The sequence below is a fragment of the Cytobacillus mangrovibacter genome, from assembly GCF_042865275.1.
GTDB classification, from domain to species: domain Bacteria; phylum Bacillota; class Bacilli; order Bacillales; family Cytobacillaceae; genus Cytobacillus; species Cytobacillus mangrovibacter.
This window is the reverse complement of the sequence record NZ_JBIACJ010000017.1, coordinates 1-16355: the sequence shown is the minus strand read 5'-3', so window position 1 is coordinate 16355 and position 16355 is coordinate 1. Positions and strand designations below refer to the sequence as shown.

The 16355-nt window shown below is 39.8% G+C and carries 15 protein-coding genes, 2 rRNA genes and 1 other annotated feature; all 17 genes read right to left on the bottom strand.

The annotated features are described in order from the left end of the window. Positions 1-11 precede the first annotated feature (11 nt). Positions 12-521: an NYN domain-containing protein gene (locus ACFYKT_RS20035; protein WP_389223203.1), complete on the bottom strand. Its 510-nt coding sequence runs from the start codon at positions 519-521 to the stop codon at positions 12-14. Positions 522-523: 2 nt separating this feature from the next. Continuing rightward, positions 524-1267 (bottom strand): 23S rRNA (guanosine(2251)-2'-O)-methyltransferase RlmB, encoded by a 744-nt coding sequence (gene rlmB / locus ACFYKT_RS20030; RefSeq protein WP_389223200.1) that lies wholly within the window; start codon positions 1265-1267, stop codon positions 524-526. Next, a complete protein-coding gene (locus ACFYKT_RS20025; protein WP_389223197.1) occupies positions 1264-1689 on the bottom strand; it encodes a Mini-ribonuclease 3 in 426 nt (141 codons plus the stop codon). The genes rlmB and ACFYKT_RS20025 overlap by 4 nt, the downstream gene beginning before the upstream one ends. Before the next feature lie 4 nt (positions 1690-1693). Continuing rightward, the gene (gene cysS / locus ACFYKT_RS20020; protein ID WP_389223194.1) at positions 1694-3097 is read right to left on the bottom strand and encodes a cysteine--tRNA ligase; all 1404 of its coding nucleotides are present in this window, start codon (positions 3095-3097) and stop codon (positions 1694-1696) included. Further along, positions 3078-3746, bottom strand: coding sequence for a serine O-acetyltransferase (cysE, locus tag ACFYKT_RS20015; RefSeq protein ID WP_389223191.1), 669 nt, complete (start codon positions 3744-3746; stop codon positions 3078-3080). The genes cysS and cysE overlap by 20 nt, the downstream gene beginning before the upstream one ends. 271 nt (positions 3747-4017) lie before the next feature. After that, positions 4018-4287, bottom strand: a binding site (T-box leader). Positions 4288-4329: 42 nt separating this feature from the next. Further along, a complete protein-coding gene (gltX, locus tag ACFYKT_RS20010; protein WP_389223188.1) occupies positions 4330-5787 on the bottom strand; it encodes a glutamate--tRNA ligase in 1458 nt (485 codons plus the stop codon). A gap of 175 nt (positions 5788-5962) precedes the next feature. Further along, the gene (gene ispF / locus ACFYKT_RS20005) at positions 5963-6439 is read right to left on the bottom strand and encodes a 2-C-methyl-D-erythritol 2,4-cyclodiphosphate synthase (protein ID WP_389223185.1); all 477 of its coding nucleotides are present in this window, start codon (positions 6437-6439) and stop codon (positions 5963-5965) included. A gap of 25 nt (positions 6440-6464) precedes the next feature. After that, on the bottom strand, positions 6465-7154 hold the full coding sequence (gene ispD / locus ACFYKT_RS20000) for a 2-C-methyl-D-erythritol 4-phosphate cytidylyltransferase (protein WP_389223182.1): 690 nt from the start codon (positions 7152-7154) through the stop codon (positions 6465-6467). A gap of 19 nt (positions 7155-7173) precedes the next feature. Further along, entirely contained in the window at positions 7174-8256 is a 1083-nt protein-coding gene (locus tag ACFYKT_RS19995; protein WP_389223179.1) for a PIN/TRAM domain-containing protein, read from the bottom strand. A 208-nt stretch (positions 8257-8464) separates the two neighbouring features. Continuing rightward, positions 8465-9538, bottom strand: coding sequence for a DNA integrity scanning diadenylate cyclase DisA (gene disA / locus ACFYKT_RS19990; protein WP_389223176.1), 1074 nt, complete (start codon positions 9536-9538; stop codon positions 8465-8467). 3 nt (positions 9539-9541) lie between these two features. Then, positions 9542-10921, bottom strand: a complete 1380-nt coding sequence (gene radA / locus ACFYKT_RS19985; RefSeq protein WP_389223173.1) for a DNA repair protein RadA — start codon at positions 10919-10921, stop codon at positions 9542-9544. A 155-nt stretch (positions 10922-11076) separates the two neighbouring features. Continuing rightward, complete coding sequence (gene clpC / locus ACFYKT_RS19980) at positions 11077-13527, bottom strand: ATP-dependent protease ATP-binding subunit ClpC (RefSeq protein ID WP_389223170.1); 2451 nt, start codon at positions 13525-13527, stop codon at positions 11077-11079. Positions 13528-13542: 15 nt separating this feature from the next. Further along, complete coding sequence (locus ACFYKT_RS19975; RefSeq protein WP_389223167.1) at positions 13543-14610, bottom strand: protein arginine kinase; 1068 nt, start codon at positions 14608-14610, stop codon at positions 13543-13545. Between the two features lie 2 nt (positions 14611-14612). Beyond that, positions 14613-15161 (bottom strand): UvrB/UvrC motif-containing protein, encoded by a 549-nt coding sequence (locus tag ACFYKT_RS19970; protein ID WP_389223164.1) that lies wholly within the window; start codon positions 15159-15161, stop codon positions 14613-14615. Positions 15162-15186: 25 nt separating this feature from the next. Further along, positions 15187-15648 carry a CtsR family transcriptional regulator gene (locus ACFYKT_RS19965; RefSeq protein WP_389223161.1) on the bottom strand — a complete coding sequence of 154 codons (462 nt, stop codon included), beginning with the start codon at positions 15646-15648 and terminating at the stop codon, positions 15187-15189. Between the two features lie 219 nt (positions 15649-15867). Further along, positions 15868-15984, bottom strand: a 5S ribosomal RNA gene (gene rrf / locus ACFYKT_RS19960). Between the two features lie 198 nt (positions 15985-16182). After that, positions 16183-16355 (bottom strand): 23S ribosomal RNA (locus tag ACFYKT_RS19955); the annotation flags it as partial.

The window sequence follows — 16355 nt, the reverse complement described above, 5'->3', positions numbered from 1 at the left end:
GCGTCAACCACTCATTGCTGACCTCTGCGCCATTTTTCAAAAATTTCTGCCACTTCCTTGTTGAGAGGAATCTTTGAAATAGGCTGTTCCTTCTGAATTTTTTTTACTCTTTTATTAATTCTGCTCTCCACATGATTCATTTCATTTAATAATTCTCTTGATGATTTCCGGAGTGCCCCTTGGCCAAAGATGGCCCATTGTTCAGTAAAGTCTGAGGTCGCCACATGAATTTGCGTTTTAATATTATTTAGGCTAATGGCCAGTTTCTCAATTCGTTCATCGGCTGTTTCATTCGTTCTTGTAAAAATAACTTCGACTTTATAATTTTTATATTTCTTTTCTATTCCCTTTACGAAATGGGCATCAAAGACAATAATTACCCTATATCCAGAATACGCTTGGTACTCAGCCATTTTTTCGATTAACCGGTCTCTTGCTGCTGAAAAATCCTTGTTTTTCAGCTCCCTTAGCTCTGGCCAAGCACCAATTACGTTATATCCGTCGACAATTAGGATGTCCATTTTTATTTCTCAAGAGGGTGTCGTTTCCGATAAACCTCATACATGAGGAGAGCAGCAGCTACAGATGCATTTAAAGATGTAACATGGCCAGCCATTGGCATATGGATTAGGAAGTCGCATTTATCACGAATCAAGCGCCCCATTCCCTTCCCCTCACTGCCAATCACTAAACCAAGAGGCAATGTGCCATCAAATTGTCGATAATCCTCTCGCCCTTTTGCATCAGTTCCAGCAATCCATACCCCTTTTTCTTTCAATTCATCAATGGTTCTTGCCATATTGGTCACACGAACAACAGGAATATGTTCAATTGCCCCTGTCGAAGCTTTTGCAACAGTAGCTGTCAAACCTACCGCTCTGCGCTTTGGAATAATAATTCCATGAGCACCAACTGCATCAGCTGTTCTCATAATTGAACCTAGATTATGCGGATCCTCTATTTCATCTAATAACAAAAAGAATGGGGATTCATTTTTCTTTTCTGCCGCATGGAATAAATCATCCAGCTCCGCATATTGATAAGCAGCAACCTGGGCTACCACCCCTTGATGATTCCCTTCTGCCATTTGATCTAACTTTTTCTTCGGAACAAATTGTAAAAATACATTGGATGCTTTAGCAAGTCCAATTACCTGCTGCATTTGGCCGCCTTGGGAACCTTCAGCGATTAGGATTTTATTAATATCTCTTCCCGACTTTAGCGCTTCGATAACTGGATTTTTTCCCATAATCATATCCTCGTTCATTTCACTGTTCCTCCTTTCTTATTTTCAACGATTTGAAATGCAGCTAAAATAATTTCCTCCAGCCGCTCTTCCTTTTCCGATAAATATAAATAACCTATCAGGGATTCAAATGCCGTACTATATCGGTATGTTTGAACATCTGTATTTTTAGGGACAGTGCCAGATTTTGCATTCCTTCCCCTTTTGACAACAGCCGTTTCTTCATCAGACAGAACACTAGAATCAAGAAATTGGTGTATGATTTGAGATTGAGCCTTTGCAGAAACATAGTAAGTTGCTTCTCTATGTAATTGATTGGGCCTTACCTGTCCACTCTGGATCAAGTGCCTGCGTACATATATTTCAAAAACAGCATCGCCCATATAAGCAAGGGCGAGGCTATTCAGCTGTTTTTCGTCTATCTTATTTGTATATGGAAGCATTCACTTAGCCTCTTTTCCATCTAATTCCTTGTGGTGTATCTTCTAGGATAATGTTCATTTCCTTCAATTTATCTCGTATTTCATCGGCTAATTGGAAGTTTCTATCCTTCCTCGCCTGATTTCGCTGTTGGATCATCTCTTCAATGTCCTCATCCAGCAATTTCTCCTCCTGAAAATCTAATGAAAGCCCAAGGACGTGGAAAAGATCTTCAAATTCCTTTGTAAACGCCTCAATTACTTCAACTGATGTATTTTTCTCCATCAAATAATAGTTCGCTAATTTTGAAAGCTCAAATAGAACGGAGATGCCGTTGGCTGTATTAAAGTCATCATCCATTTCCTTAATGAATTCTTCATGCAAGGCTGTTATTTTTTCAAGCCACTCATTATTATGATCCCCTAAATTAGCACTCGCTTCTTGACGATGCTTCAAGTTCTGGTAAGAGGTCTTTATTCGCTCTAGTCCTGCACGAGTATTCTCTAGTAGTTCTTCACTATAATTAATCGGATTACGGTAATGAACAGATAGCATAAAGAATCGGAGAACCTGTGGGTCATGATTTTTGATAATATCATGAACTAACACAAAATTGCCAAGGGATTTCGACATCTTTTCATTATCGATATTGATATAGCCATTATGCATCCAATAACGGGCAAATGTTTGGCCATTTACCGCTTCAGATTGAGCAATTTCATTCTCATGATGTGGAAAAGCCAAATCCTGTCCGCCCGCATGAATATCAATTGTCTCACCTAAATATTTCTTGGCCATTGCAGAGCATTCAATATGCCAGCCTGGTCTGCCTTTCCCCCATGGACTATCCCAATAAATCTCGCCTTCTTTTGCCGCTTTCCAAAGAGCAAAATCAAGAGCATCATCCTTTTTCTCACCTACAGCAATACGTGCACCAGAGCGGAGTTCATCGATCGATTGATGGGATAGCTTGCCGTAGCCATCAAATTTACGAGTATGGAAATAGACATCTCCTTCTGATTCATAGGCATATCCCTTTTCAATTAAAGTTTCTATAAACTCAATGATAATATCCATGCTCTCTGTCACTCTTGGATGTGCATCTGCCCGTTTGCAACCAAGTGCAGAAACATCTTCGAAATAAGCGTCGATAAATCGGTCTGCAATTGTCGGTACATCTTCTCCAAGCTCCTTTGCAGCCCGGATCAATTTATCATCGACATCCGTAAAGTTAGAAATGTATTTCATATCATATCCTCTATATTCAAAGTACCTTCTAACCGTATCAAAAACAATTGGCGGACGAGCATTTCCTATATGAATATAATTATAAACGGTTGGTCCGCACACATACATCTTTACTTTTCCTTCTTCTAAAGGAATAAACGGTTCCTTTTTTCTAGTTAGCGTATTATAAATATGAATGGCCATTAACTTGGCTCCTTTCTTTCCTTAAGCTCTCTAGTTCACTGCTTAATCGAGCAATTTCATTTTCCATTTCTTTAAATCGATCTGCAATTGGATCAGGAAGATCCGTATGATTTAAGTCCTTTCTTATTTTAACTCCATCCCGAATTTTCACTCGGCCTGGAATACCAACAACAGTGGAATTCGGAGGTACTTCATGCAGAACAACCGAACCAGCTCCTACTTTCGAATTTTCCCCAATCGTAATCGAACCGAGCACCTTTGCCCCTGTTGCAATAAGGGCATTATCTTTAATGGTTGGATGGCGTTTGCCTTTTTCTTTTCCTGTCCCTCCTAGTGTTACACCTTGAAAAACGGTAACATTATTGCCTATCTCACATGTTTCACCGATCACCACACCCATGCCATGATCAATGAAAAAGCGCCTGCCAATTTTCGCACCAGGGTGAATTTCAATCCCCGTGAAAAAGCGGCTAATTTGCGAAATAACTCTAGCAAGGAAAAAGAGCTTTCTTTTAAATAGTGCATGGGCTATACGATGCGCCCATATAGCATGTAAACCTGAATAGGTTAATACTACTTCTAGATAACTTCTTGCCGCAGGGTCCTGTTCAAAAACAACCTCTATATCTTCCTTGATCCTTCTAAACATCCTTTCTCCCCTCCTTTGGATTCATAATCATCTCAGGAATCGTTTTATCTAAATAATATTTTCCCGGGAAATTTTTATTTCCTGAAAGAAATGCGTAAGCGCCTTGATCATCGCCGTACAAACTGGAAGGGGTCCGACTGAGATATAGGAAACACGGTTTGCGATAGCGGACCGATGTTGACGCAATCGTTGCGGAGGAGACCTGAAGTTTGATAGGCGAAAAGTTAAACTTTCTTATCCTGAAATAAAAAAAAGCGCCTCTGCCATTAAGGACAGAGACGCTTTTACGCGCGGTTCCACTCTGTTTAGACTTTACTAGTCTCAACTTTAACCTGTTAACGGATGGAGTTCCGCTCATTCCTACTTTAAAAAGCACAAGCACCTTGGAAAAATTATTCCTAGTAGCCAGACAGCTTTATAGTGTTCGAAACAAGGCTCAGAGGGGCACTTCAGAACGATGAGAGGCTTAAACCACTTTCAGCCGGTGATGGTTCTCTCTAAAAAGCATCATGATCTTACTTTTCCTCTTCTACACTTTCATTTATTGAATTACTTATTACTATATTACATTTTAGTCAATATGTTAACCCAAAATACTCATTATTCTTGTTTTTACTTTTTCCTTCCCTAGAAGCTCAATTGCTTGTGGAAGATCTGGTCCATGGGTTTGCCCTGTTGTAGCTACCCGGATCGGCATGAAGAGTTTTTTCCCTTTATGACCTGTAGCCTTTTGTACAGCCTTCATCGCTGCTTTAATTTCTTCTGCTTTAAAATCGCTTAACTGCTCAATTTCACTTAAGAATGCAGCAAGGACTTCCGGAACTTGCTCTTCTTTAATGACCGCTTCCGCCTCTTCATCCAAAACAGTCTCTTCTGTAAAGAAGATTTCTGTTAGCTCAACAATTTCCGCACCAAAGCTCATTTTTTCCTGATATAAGGCAATTAAGCTGCGCACCCATTGTTCTTCTGCTTCTGTTCTTTGCTCATTTACCCGACCAGCCTTCACAAGATGCGGCAAGGAGATCGCAACAAGTCGATCAATATCAAGCTTCTTCACATATTGATTGTTCATCCATGTTAGCTTCTGTTTGTCAAAAAGAGCAGGAGATTTCGATAAACGGTTTGCATCAAAAATAGTAATAAATTCATCCTTAGAGAAGACTTCCTCTTCTCCAGATGGCGACCATCCCAATAGAGCAATAAAGTTAAATAGTGCCTCTGGTAAATAGCCAAGCTCTTCATATTGCTCAATGAATTGAATGATAGACTCGTCACGCTTGCTTAACTTCTTGCGGCTTTCATTCACAATCAATGTCATATGGCCAAATACCGGAGCTTCCCAGCCCAATGCTTCATAAATCATCAGCTGCTTTGGCGTGTTAGAAATATGGTCATCTCCTCTTAATACATGGGAAATTTCCATTAGGTGATCATCAACTGTTACAGCAAAATTATAAGTTGGTGTTCCATCCTTTTTAACAATAACATGGTCGCCAATTCCATCTGCTTCAAATGAAACCTCACCTTTCACCATATCAGTGAACGTAAATACTTTCCCTTTCGGAACTAAAAAGCGAATGCTCGGTTGTCTTCCCTCAGCTTCTAAGTTCGTACGTTCCTCTGGAGTTAAGTGGCGGCACTTCCCAGAATAAGCAGGTGTTTCACCTTTTTCAACCTGTGCTTCCCGCTCTGCCACAATTTCTTCTTCCGTACAATAGCATTTATATGCATGGCCCTTTTCTAAGAGCTCTTTATAGTATTGCTCATAAATGGCATTCCGTTCAGATTGACGATACGGGCCAAAAGCACCATCTTTATCTACACTTTCGTCCCAATCAATGCCAAGCCATTGTAAATACTTAAGCTGACTTTCTTCTCCACCTTCAATATTCCGCTTCTTATCTGTATCTTCAATGCGGATAATGAACTTTCCGCCTGTATTACGGGCATATAAATAATTAAATAATGCCGTACGAGCATTACCGATATGCAAATGTCCAGTTGGACTCGGGGCATAACGTACGCGAATATCGTTTGACATAATACTGTTGCCTCCTAAATATTTCTTCTCACTCTTCATCTATTTTAGCACCGGAATTTTCAGTGATAAAGTGCAAAATCAAGTGTTGTCATGCTATTTTTTTGTTTCGTTAGACTGGTCTGTTGAATTCCGCTCCAATCAACAGGATGCATAAATTAACAATTAGCTTTAAAAACTATCTTTTTTGTAATAACACAGCTACCTGTGAAGCGATTCCTTCGCCTCTGCCTGTAAATCCGAGCTGCTCTGTAGTTGTTGCTTTTACATTAATATTTTCACGTTCTGTTTCTAATAATTCGGCAATTCGTACTCTCATTTGCTCAATATACGGTGCCATTTTCGGCTTTTGGGCAATAATTGTACAATCTGCATTGACAAGCTCATACCCTTTTTCCTTTACAAGCATCCACACATGCTCTAATAATTTTGCTGAGTCCGCATCCTTGAAAGCGGGATCTGTGTCAGGAAAATGTCTTCCAATATCCCCTTCACCGATCGCACCTAAGCAAGCATCAGCGACTGTATGTAATAGGACATCCGCATCTGAATGACCTGCTAAACCTTTTTCATAAGGGATTTCTATACCACCAATAATAAGTGGACGTCCCTCCGTTAATTGATGTACATCAAAGCCTTGTCCAATTCGAAACATTATATATTCTCCTTTACGCAAATGATTACAACCTTTGCTCCCGTTTCCTGATAATAGCTTCAGCAAAGTACAGATCTTCAGGTGTTGTCAGCTTGATATTGTCATAATTCCCTTTCACAATCACTACCTCTTGCCCAAGACGCTCTACTAAACTTGCATCATCTGTGCCAAGGAAGTCTTCTTCTTCTGCCTTCTGATAGGCCTCCTTCAAAATGGAAATACGAAAAGCCTGCGGGGTTTGAACAGCCCACAAGCTTGTACGTTCAACCGTTTCAGCAACGATATCTCCGGCGGCTTTTTTTATCGTATCTTTAACAGGGACGGCAAAAATAGCAGCCCCTTTATTCTCAGCAGCTTCTATTAGCGGACGGAAGAGCTCCTTGTCGACAAATGGTCTTGCAGCATCATGCACAAGCACAATCCCATCCTTTTTCACCTGTTTTAATGCATTATGAATACTGTACTGCCGCTCTTTCCCTCCTGGAACAAAAGCAAGTATCTTCGTTATTTGATTTTCCTCAAGGAGCATCTTCATCTCTTCTTCTTCTTCTGGATTGATAGCAAGAAGAATACCGTCGCACGCTTTATCCATCTGAAAAACATTTAACGTATGAATTAAAATAGGCAGATCATTAAGCTCTAGCAACACCTTATTCTTTCCTGCTTCCATTCTCTTCCCCTGACCAGCTGCAGGAATAATGACTTGATAAGCCATAAAAAACAAACCCCTATCTCTATAATGCCTTTTCTAATAATTTCGGTTTAGCAAAGATCATTCGTCCAGCTGAGGTTTGCAGGACGCTTGTTACTAATACATCGATATACTTGCCAATATAGTCGCGACCATCCTCAACAACAATCATTGTGCCGTCATCTAGATAGGCAATCCCTTGATTCTGTTCTTTTCCATCCTTAATCACTTGGACTTTCATCTCTTCTCCTGGAAGCACAACAGGTTTTACAGCATTAGCCAAGTCATTAATATTTAAGACAGATACACCTTGAAACTCACAAACTTTATTTAAGTTAAAGTCATTTGTCACTACTATTCCATTTGTAATTTTTGCAAGCTTCACAAGCTTACTATCTACTTCCTGGATTTCCTCAAAATCACCTTCGTAGATTTCTACTTTCACTGCAAGTTCTTTTTGAATCCGGTTTAAAATATCTAGCCCTCTTCGCCCTCTATTTCTTTTCAACACATCAGAGGAATCAGCAATATGCTGCAGCTCTTCTAGAACAAACTGCGGAATGACAATCGTTCCTTCAAGAAATCCAGTTTGGCAAATATCCGCGATTCTGCCATCAATAATGACGCTTGTATCTAATATTTTCAATTCGTTTTTCGAAGTAGCTTCAGGATCTTCTTCATTTGTCTTTTTCTTTCGATTTGAGAATAGATTAAGAAGCTCATCACGTTTTTTGAAACCTACCTGAAACCCTAAATAACCAAATATAAGGGTCAGCACAATTGGAGCAACCGTATTTAAAATCGGTACTTCAATGGCATTCAACGCATAACCAATCAAAAAGGCAATGATTAGACCAAATACTAAGCCGATACTTCCAAAGATAATATCGGTAATCGGTATTTTTACAAGCGATTCCTCTACCCATTTTACAAAATTAACGACATAATCAACTGCCCAAAAAGAAATAAGATAAAAAATAATTGCACCTAGCACGGCAGACATATAAGGGTTATTTAACAAAGTCATGTCATCCAGTGATATTAATCTCAATAAATCAGGAATCAAAAATATCCCCAGCGTAACCCCAATAATAAGGAAGCATGCTTGAACAATACGTTTTAACATTCCTTCACCTCCTTTTATTCATTATAAACAAATTCTAAAAATTGAAACCCTAAGTAAGGGGATTTTTACCGATGAAATAAATTATAGTAGCATAAAATTAATAATCAATAATAGGGCTACAGCCTAAGGTTAGCACCATTAACAATCTAGTGTCAAATAAAACAAACGAATATTTTATCATATTGAGTATTGTAGTTCAATAGTCACTTTATAGCTGCCGGTCTGCTAAAAGTTGATTTTTTATCAACTTTAAACCATCCTTTATTTTCCTTGCCCGTACTTCTCCTATTCCCTCTACTTCATCCAATTCTTCAACCGATGCAGCAACAATGGCTGGCAAATCCTTAAACCGAATAATCAGGTTCTCTATGATTACTGGTGGCAAGCGGGGCACTTTTGAAAGCATCCGGTAGCCTCGTGGACACTTATATTCATCTGTATGAATATACCCGTTATAGCCTAAAAGCTTGAGGATGACAGAATCCTCAAGGATCTTTCCAGTGGATAACTCCTGTAATTTGGCAAATATCTCACTAGTGCTAATATCTTTTGAATATGAATAATCGCTGATGATCAACTCTGCTTCTTTTTCAATATCCAACAAGAGTTCATTCATTTGTAAACGAATGAGCCTTCCTTCAATTCCTAGTTCATTTAAATAAGCGAGCAATTCAGTCTTAATTCTCAAAACCATCTCGATGCTATGAAAGACATTAATAATATCGCAGTATGTAACCAGTTCTTCAAATTCCAGTACGCTTAAATTGGTAATGCTTTGCTCCAAAACAACCTTATATTTATCAAGGGTCTGCAAGGCAACATTTGCTTTTGTTAGAATAACCGCAATATCTCTTAATGCATAGCGTAGATGACTCTTATATAAAGTAATGACATTTCGTCTCTGGGAGATAGCGATTACTAATGATCCCGTTTGCTTCGCTACTCTTTCGGCAGTTCGATGGCGCATGCCTGTTTCTGTAGAAGAAATGCTTGGATCTGGGGCCAGTTGAGCATTAGCAATTAGAATCTTATTGCCTTCCTCGTTCAAAACAATAGCTCCATCCATTTTAGCTAACTCATACAAGTAGCTTGGTGAGAATGGCGAATTAATCTGAAATCCCCCATCAACGATGTGGGTTATCTTGTCTTTACTCCCAAGAATAATTAATCCTCCTGTATTCGCACGAAGGACATTATCTATCCCTTCTCTTATCGGGGTTCCTGGAGCCATAAATTGAAGGATTTCACTCATCGTTTTTTCACCAAGCTTTTTCATTTCCATTCTTCAACCTCCTAATGTTGCTTTTAATGCTTCACTAACAGAGCTCACGCCAACCAATTCTATTCCTTTTGGACTACTCCAGCCCCCAAGATTATTGGCAGGCAGGATTACTCTTTCAAAACCAAGCTTCGCCGCTTCCTGAACCCTCTGCTCGATTCTTGATACCCTTCTAACTTCACCGGTCAATCCAACCTCACCAATGATGCAATCTGTGGCCTTAGTCGGCTTATCACGAAAGCTGGAAGCAATACTGACGGCAATAGCTAAATCGATAGCCGGCTCATCTAACTTGACACCGCCAGCAACTTTTAAATAAGCATCCTGATTCTGGAGCAGCATTCCTACACGTTTTTCTAATACGGCCATTAGTAAAGGAACACGATTATGATCAATCCCCGTTGCCATTCTTCTTGGATTCCCAAAGCTGGTAGGAGAAATAAGCGCTTGAATTTCAACTAGAACAGGACGTGTCCCTTCCATCGATGCAACAACCGTTGATCCTGCCGCACCTTGGGATCTTTCCTCTAAAAAGATTTCAGACGGATTTTCTACCTCTTCCAGTCCAAATTCCTTCATTTCGAAAATCCCCATTTCATTTGTTGACCCAAACCTGTTTTTTACTGCTCGTAAAATACGATATGTATGGTGGCGTTCCCCTTCAAAATAAAGAACAGTATCTACCATATGTTCTAATAATCTCGGCCCTGCAATCGAGCCTTCCTTTGTAACATGCCCGACTATAAAAATAGCAATTCCCTTTGTTTTTCCAATTCTCATTAATTCCGCTGTACATTCCCGCACTTGAGAGACACTGCCCGGTGCTGAAGTTACCTCAGGATGAAAAATTGTTTGGATGGAATCAATGATGACAAAGCTTGGATTGACTTGTTCGATGGTCCTGCTGATTTCTTCAAGACTTGTCTCCGAGTAAACCAATAATTTATCTGAAGAAACGCCTAAACGGTCTGCCCGCAGTTTCGTCTGCCGCATCGATTCCTCACCTGATATATATAAAACAGAGTGATTCTTATTAGCCAATTGGGAAGAGACTTGTAATAGAAGTGTCGATTTTCCAATCCCGGGATCGCCTCCAATTAATACTAAAGACCCCCTTACTACTCCTCCACCAAGTACGCGATTAAGTTCTTTTAGATCTGTATAGATCCTTGGCTCACTAACCGTCTCAATAGAATTAATGGGGGTAGCCTTTGAAAGAACAGTTGTTCCTTGCGAATGTGCAAAGGCACCTCTTCTTGAGTTAGATGCTTTCTCCACCTCTTCAACCATCTTATTCCACTCACCACAGCCAGGGCATTTCCCCATCCACTTAGGTGACTCATACCCGCATTCCTGACACATAAACTTTGTTTTTCTTTTTGCCATTCTATTTCTTCCTCTCCAATCAACCCTTGCCTTCTATCTGTTGATTTTCAATAAATACAGATCCCAGAATTATATTATACGCTCTTTAGACTTTACTAATTACAAAGAAGGCACACGTTTTTTATACGTGCACCTTCTTTCTTTATTTCCATACTTTACTTCTGCAAAGTAGCCGCAACATCTAATGCTCCTGTTTCCACGACAAATTCTCCATCACGTACATCAATGATAACCTTTTGTCCTGTCAAAACAGTTCCTTTAAGCAATTCTTCTGATAGACGGTCTTCAATATGCTTTTGAATGGCTCTGCGCAGTGGCCGCGCTCCATATTCAGGGTCATACCCCTCGACAGAGATCTTCTCCTTCGCTGCATCAGTTAATTCAATATCAATATCCTGCTCTTTTAATCGTTTAGTCAATTGATCGGACATCAATGTCACAATTTCTTTCAGATGCTTTCTTTCTAATGCATGGAAGACAATGATTTCATCAATACGATTGACGAACTCTGGACGAAATGCCTTTTTCATTTCTTCCATAACCTTCGATTTCATATCCTTATAATCTTGTTCCCCGTCTTGAATATTGAAACCGACATATTTATTGCGTTTAAGCGCCTCTGCCCCAACATTGGAAGTCATGATTAAAACAGTATTGCGGAAATCTACCGTTCTTCCTTTTGAATCAGTCAGACGCCCATCCTCAAGCACTTGTAAAAGAATGTTGAAAACATCTGGATGCGCCTTTTCAATTTCATCTAATAAGACAACTGAGTATGGCTTTCTGCGAACCTTTTCTGTTAACTGTCCACCTTCTTCATATCCTACATATCCAGGAGGTGATCCTACTAAACGTGAAGTAGAATGCTTCTCCATATACTCAGACATATCAATGCGGATCATTGCATCTTCATCACCAAACATCGCTTCAGCTAATGCACGTGCAAGCTCTGTTTTTCCAACTCCTGTTGGGCCAAGGAATACGAAAGAACCAATTGGCCGCTTCGGATCTTTTAGTCCTGCCCTTGCTCGGCGGACAGCTTTAGAAATGGCTTTGACTGCCTCTTCTTGACCAATTAATCGCGAATGAAGGATTTCTTCTAAATTTAGAAGCTTTTGTGTTTCTGTTTCTGCTAGCTTAGAAACAGGAATGCCGGTCCAGCTAGATACAACACTTGCAATATCTTCAACTGTTACCTCGCTATTCTCTTTTCCTTGCTTTTCTTTCCATGTTTTTTTCGTTTCTTCCAGCTGTTCACGAAGACGCTGTTCCGTATCTCGTAAAGAAGCAGCCTTTTCAAATTCTTGGCTTTGCACTGCCGCATCTTTTTCTTTACGGACGTCTTCAAGTTTTACTTCTAACTCTTTTAAATTTGGAGGTGTTGTATAGGACCGCAGGCGAACCTTTGAACCTGCCTCATCAATAAGGTCAATTGCCTTATCAGGAAGAAAACGGTCAGAAATATAACGATCTGATAGTTTAACAGCTGCATCAATCGCTGCATCGGTTATCGTTACACGATGATGAGCTTCATATCGGTCACGCAAGCCATATAGAATTTGCACTGACTCTTCAGATGTTGGTTCATCCACTCTAATTGGCTGGAAACGTCTTTCTAATGCAGCATCTTTTTCAATATATTTCCGGTATTCATCAAGTGTTGTTGCACCAATACATTGCAATTCACCACGAGCAAGTGATGGCTTAAGTATATTCGAAGCATCAATTGCTCCTTCTGCGCCACCTGCACCAATTAATGTATGCAGCTCATCAATGAATAAGATAATATTTCCCGCCTGGCGGATCTCATCCATTACCTTCTTCAAACGGTCCTCAAATTCACCACGATACTTTGTTCCTGCAACAACTGTTCCCATATCAAGCGTCATGACTCTTTTATCACGAAGCGTTTCTGGAACCTCGTTATTAATAATTTGCTGAGCAAGTCCTTCAGCGATCGCCGTTTTACCCACACCCGGCTCTCCAATTAGGACTGGATTATTCTTCGTTCTTCTGCTTAGTACTTCAATTACACGCTGAATCTCTTTGCTTCGGCCAATAACAGGGTCAAGGCTTCCTTCCTTCGCAATCGCTGTTAAATCTCTTGCCAAACCATCAAGTGTCGGCGTATTGGCGTTAGCAGATGAACCACCCTGATGGCCTCCAGATTCATTGCTCCCTAATAACTGCAATACTTGTTGGCGGGCTTTATTAAGACTAACTCCTAGATTGTTAAGCACTCTTGCTGCTACACCTTCACCTTCTCGAATAAGACCAAGAAGTATATGCTCAGTCCCTACATAGGAATGCCCTAGTTTTCTTGCTTCATCCATTGAGAGTTCAATCACCTTTTTAGCTCTTGGCGTATAATTCGGTGTTTGGGATGGATCCTGCCCTCTGCCAATTAGGTTCTCCACTTCAGTTTGGATTTTGTCAGAACCAAGTCCTAGCGCGTAAAGGGCTTTCGCTGCAATGCCATCTCCTTCACGTACAAGACCTAGAAGTATATGCTCTGTTCCAATATTATTATGTCCTAAACGAATGGCTTCCTCTTGTGCTAATGCCAATACTTTTTGGGCTCTTTCTGTGAAACGACCAAACATCATATGATTATCCTCCTATCAGTGATTCTCCATTTTTAATCTTTCTCTTATTAAAGAAGCTCGTCGGATATCCCTTTCATGCGGCCTTAATGGCCCACCTGCATATTGTTGTAAAAATCCAGGCTGTGTCAAAATCATAAGTTCATTTAATATATTCTTTGAAATATCGATTAGATACCCCATATCGATACCTAACCTAACATCTGACAAACATCTTGCTGCTTCCTTCGATTCAATAATTCGTGAGTTTGATAAAATCCCAAACGAACGGAATACTCTATCTTCTAATTGTATGTTAGAAGTTTTCTCTAATGCTTCTCGTGCTGATCTTTCCTGTGAAATGAGCTGGCTCACCACACTTATCAGATCTTGAACAATATCTCTTTCTGATTTCCCAAGTGTCATTTGGTTAGATACTTGAAATATATTCCCTAAAGCTTCGCTGCCTTCACCATAAATTCCTCTAACAACTAACCCTAATTGATTAATTGCAGGAATAATTCGATTCATTTGCTGTGTTAATACAAGCCCAGGCAAATGCATCATCACTGAAGCTCTTAACCCGGTCCCTACATTTGTCGGACAGCTAGTTAAATACCCGACACCTTCAGCAAAGGCATAATCAAGCTTTTCCTCTAACCAGTCATCAATTTCATAAGCCATATCCAGCGCCTCTGATAATTGAAAACCTGGGAATAAGCATTGTATTCGAATATGATCCTCTTCATTAATCATAATGCTTAATTCTTCATTCTCAGAAAGTAGACAAGCGCCAAAGGGAGAATTTTCGGTTAGATGTGGACTAATTAAATGCTTCTCCATGAGAACTCTTTTTTGAAGCGGCTGAAGTTCATCCATTAATAACAGCTCCAATTTCCCGAGCTTTGTAAAAGATGAGTCATCCACTCTTTCTTTTACTTTCTGTATAACTGACTTAGCTTCATCATTAGTAAAAAGGATTGGAAACTTAAATTGTTTTATATTTCTAGCCAGCCGGATTCTTGAGCTTAATATAATATCTGAGTCTGGTCCCTCCGCACTCATCCAGGAGCTGACAGCTTGATTGATGAATCGTTCTAGCGACAAGCTTACTTCCCTCCTTCATGATTTGTACTTAATTGGCTTTCCAGCAAACGTATCTCATCTCTTACCCCTGCTGCTTGTTCAAACTCTTCCTTAGAAATTAGCTCTTTAAGCTTATACTTCAATTCCTCAATGTTCTTTTTTAAATGGAGGCTTCCGCCCACCCTAGCAGGAATCTTGCCATTATGCGATAAATTTCCGCTTTGAAGTCTTTTTAAAATTGGTTTAAGTTGCTCTTCAAAGGCTTGATAGCAATTTGCACAGCCAAACCTGCCTACTTTGATAAATTGCTGAAATGTCATGGAACATTGATCACATTGCAGAATTTCTTCCTGAAAAAATGGATCTTGCTCTTTTTTGTGTATCGTTGGATCCATATTAAGTAATCCAGTTAACAAGTTATTAATAGAAAAGCCTGATGTCCCATTAAACATGAACATATCGCCCTTCTCCTGAGCACATTTTTCACATAAATGATATTCAGCTTTTTCGCCATTTACTATTTTGGTAAAATGCAGCGTTGCCGGTCTTTGATTACATTCTTGGCATATCATGTTTTCACCTCTCGAGCTCGCTGTTTTATTTATATTTTAAAGTTGTTAACATTGCATTTAGCATTCTTGCACGGAGTTCATCTCTATATGGGAGATCAATATACAGAACGGAGCGGTCAATCACACTTAGCATTATTTTCGCTTCTCTCTTTGTAATAATTTCCTCATCTACAAGTCGAAAAATTACATCCTCCGCACTATTCTGAGTTAACCGACCCTTTATTAAAGTTAGAATTTGATCAATTAAATGAGCGTGATCATAAGATTGCACTTTCATAATTCTAATATATCCCCCACCCCCCCGTTTACTTTCTACTACATAGCCCTTCTCAATCGTAAACCTTGTATTAATGACGTAATTTATTTGGGATGGTACACATTGGAACTTATCTGCAACTTCACTTCGTTTAATTTCAACAAGCTCCCTCTCGCTCATTTCCAAAACCTGCTTTAAATAATTCTCAATTATATCTGAGATATTTCTCATCATTCCTCCTCCTAATCTGACTTTGACTATATTTGACTTTAATTATACATAAGTATATATTACGTTGCAACGAACAGGTATTATTAATTTTCCCCCTTTTTTTACCTCCTAAACCTTTAAACGGAGTAAATATTTCAAACATAATCAATGCTTAACAGTAGTCATCCTATTAGTTTTCTAGACAAAAAAAGAGCACCCTTATGGGTACTCTTTCACTTTGCCTGGCGGCGTCCTACTCTCACAAGGGGACAGCCCCTAACTACCATCGGCGCTGAGAAGCTTAACTGCCGTGTTCGGGATGGGAACGGGTGTGACCTTCTCGCTATCGTCACCAGACTATTTTTTTGAGGTTTGTTCCCTCAAAACTAGATAATGCAGAAGAAGAAGATAGAGTAATCATTTATTCATTTTGTCCAGCTACGGCTCCTAGCTTTTCGGCCGTTTCAATCCATCCCTACAAATCCAAAAGCGGGATTTGCAGTGCTGGCTTTCCAACGTCTCTCAAAGCTGAACAGTCGCCTTCGCCTTTCGTTTTTGGTTAAGTCCTCGACCGATTAGTATTTGTCAGCTCCACGTGTCACCACGCTTCCACCTCAAACCTATCAACCTGATCATCTTTCAGGGGTCTTACTAGCTTGACGCTATGGGAAATCTCATCTCGAGGGGGGCTTCATGCTTAGATGCTTTCAGCACTTATCCCTTCCGCA

Excerpts from the sequence above, each read along its gene's own strand:
- ispF (WP_389223185.1), bottom strand. The coding sequence starts at position 6,439 with ATGTTTCGAATTGGACAAGGCTTTGATGTACATCAATTAACGGAGGGA.
- ACFYKT_RS20035 (WP_389223203.1), bottom strand. The coding sequence starts at position 521 with ATGGACATCCTAATTGTCGACGGATATAACGTAATTGGTGCTTGGCCA.
- ACFYKT_RS19995 (WP_389223179.1), bottom strand. The coding sequence starts at position 8,256 with ATGTTAAAACGTATTGTTCAAGCATGCTTCCTTATTATTGGGGTTACG.
- ACFYKT_RS19965 (WP_389223161.1), bottom strand. The coding sequence starts at position 15,648 with ATGAGAAATATCTCAGATATAATTGAGAATTATTTAAAGCAGGTTTTG.
- gltX (WP_389223188.1), bottom strand. The coding sequence starts at position 5,787 with ATGTCAAACGATATTCGCGTACGTTATGCCCCGAGTCCAACTGGACAT.
- disA (WP_389223176.1), bottom strand. The coding sequence starts at position 9,538 with ATGGAAATGAAAAAGCTTGGTGAAAAAACGATGAGTGAAATCCTTCAA.
- rlmB (WP_389223200.1), bottom strand. The coding sequence starts at position 1,267 with ATGAACGAGGATATGATTATGGGAAAAAATCCAGTTATCGAAGCGCTA.
- ACFYKT_RS20025 (WP_389223197.1), bottom strand. The coding sequence starts at position 1,689 with ATGCTTCCATATACAAATAAGATAGACGAAAAACAGCTGAATAGCCTC.
- radA (WP_389223173.1), bottom strand. The coding sequence starts at position 10,921 with ATGGCAAAAAGAAAAACAAAGTTTATGTGTCAGGAATGCGGGTATGAG.
- ispD (WP_389223182.1), bottom strand. The coding sequence starts at position 7,154 with ATGGCTTATCAAGTCATTATTCCTGCAGCTGGTCAGGGGAAGAGAATG.
- ACFYKT_RS19970 (WP_389223164.1), bottom strand. The coding sequence starts at position 15,161 with ATGATATGCCAAGAATGTAATCAAAGACCGGCAACGCTGCATTTTACC.
- cysE (WP_389223191.1), bottom strand. The coding sequence starts at position 3,746 with ATGTTTAGAAGGATCAAGGAAGATATAGAGGTTGTTTTTGAACAGGAC.
- clpC (WP_389223170.1), bottom strand. The coding sequence starts at position 13,527 with ATGATGTTTGGTCGTTTCACAGAAAGAGCCCAAAAAGTATTGGCATTA.
- cysS (WP_389223194.1), bottom strand. The coding sequence starts at position 3,097 with ATGGCCATTCATATTTATAATACGCTAACTAGAAAAAAGGAACCGTTT.